At 62.1% G+C, this 1399-nt stretch carries 2 protein-coding genes; one reads left to right on the forward strand and one right to left on the reverse strand.

Annotated elements, in window-relative coordinates; translation table 11 throughout:
- The coding region (locus tag EOL86_14990) for a restriction endonuclease (protein NCD26874.1) at positions 1-471 on the reverse strand (471 nt) is incomplete at its 3' end.
- Positions 472-600: 129 nt separating this feature from the next.
- On the opposite strand from EOL86_14990, the gene EOL86_14995 reads away from it, so the two are divergent.
- Positions 601-1399 (forward strand): UbiD family decarboxylase (locus EOL86_14995; protein ID NCD26875.1); only part of this gene is annotated, 799 nt, incomplete at its 3' end.

Here is a 1399-nt window from a genome sequence, read left to right on the forward strand (position 1 = left end):
GTGCTGCGTCAGAGATGTCGCCAGCTCGCCCCGGAGTTGCTGGTAGGCCGCATCGAGCATTTCCTCGGGGGTTTCCGTTCCATTGGCGGTTGTTTGTTCTGGTTGCTCTGCCCGTGGCGTTTTGTTCGCTGTTTGTCGAAATTGGAGAAATGAAGGGAACTGTTCGAGAAATTTGATGGTCACGCGATCTGGTGGGTTTTGGAGCACGGACTCTCCCTCGGGCGTGATCCTCAGAATACCGCGTTTTGGCGAGTCGAGCAGGCCGGCCATGGTCAAATAAGCCTTGGCCCAGGCCACGCGGTTGATGAAGGTTGTTTGGCGTCCGCTGGGCAATTTTGCAGCCAGTTCTTCGGGCGTTAATGCAAAGTGCCGGGCAAGAATTTGGCGCATTTCCACCAGGGAATGCTCGCCACGATCTCCGGCCAAGCGGAGCAGGGGGAGCATGATGGTTTGGAAATCGGGTATGGACATGGCGTCTCCAAGGCTGCGTTTTGCCGTGCATAGCCAAGAGCATCGGCCGGGTCCAGCCTGGGATCGAGAAAAGATGACAAACCCCGCCCCCTTGCCTAGAACGTGGCCATCCCAATCCTTGGAGACGTCATGATTCACCGCACATTGAAATCCTGCCTCGACGATTTGGAGCGGACCCGGCAACTGGTCCGCATCGATACCCCGGTTGACCCGTACTTGGAAGCCGGCGCCATTCAGCGCCGGGTCTTCCAGGCCGAGGGGCCGGCGCTGCTGTTCACCAACGTGAAGGGCACGCGTTTTCCCATGGCCGCCAATATTTTCGGCACGCTGCAGCGGACCAAATACATCTTTCGCTCCACCCTGCGCCGGGTGGAAGCCATGCTCGCGGCCAAGGCCGATTCGGCGGCGGTCATGAAAAGCCCGCGGTTGTGGCCGGGCCTGGCCCTGGGCGGATGGCACACCCTGCCCAGGACCGTGACCGACGGCCCGATCCTGCGCGGCCGGACAACCGTCTCCGAGCTGCCCCAGCTCGTGTCCTGGCCCATGGACGGCGGCGCCTACGTGACCCTGCCCCTGGTATACACCGAAAGTCCGTCCAAGCCCGGCTACATGGGCTCCAACCTGGGCATGTATCGCATTCAGCTTTCGGGCAACGCCTTTGACAAGGACCGCGAAGTGGGTCTGCACTACCAGATCCATCGCGGCATCGGGTATCACCACGCCGAGGCCATCGCGCGCGGGGAAACGTTGCCTGTGAACATCTTTGTCGGCGGCCCGCCGGCCATGACCCTGGCCGCCATCATGCCCCTGCCCGAGGGGATCGCCGAGATCCTGTTCGCCGGAGCCCTGGGCGGACACCGTATTCCCATGATCCGCCGTCCCGGCGAATTGCCCATCCTGGCCGAGGCGGATTTCTGCATCCGGGGCC

The organism is Deltaproteobacteria bacterium, assembly GCA_009930495.1.
Classification (GTDB): Bacteria; Desulfobacterota; Desulfovibrionia; order Desulfovibrionales; family Desulfomicrobiaceae; genus Desulfomicrobium.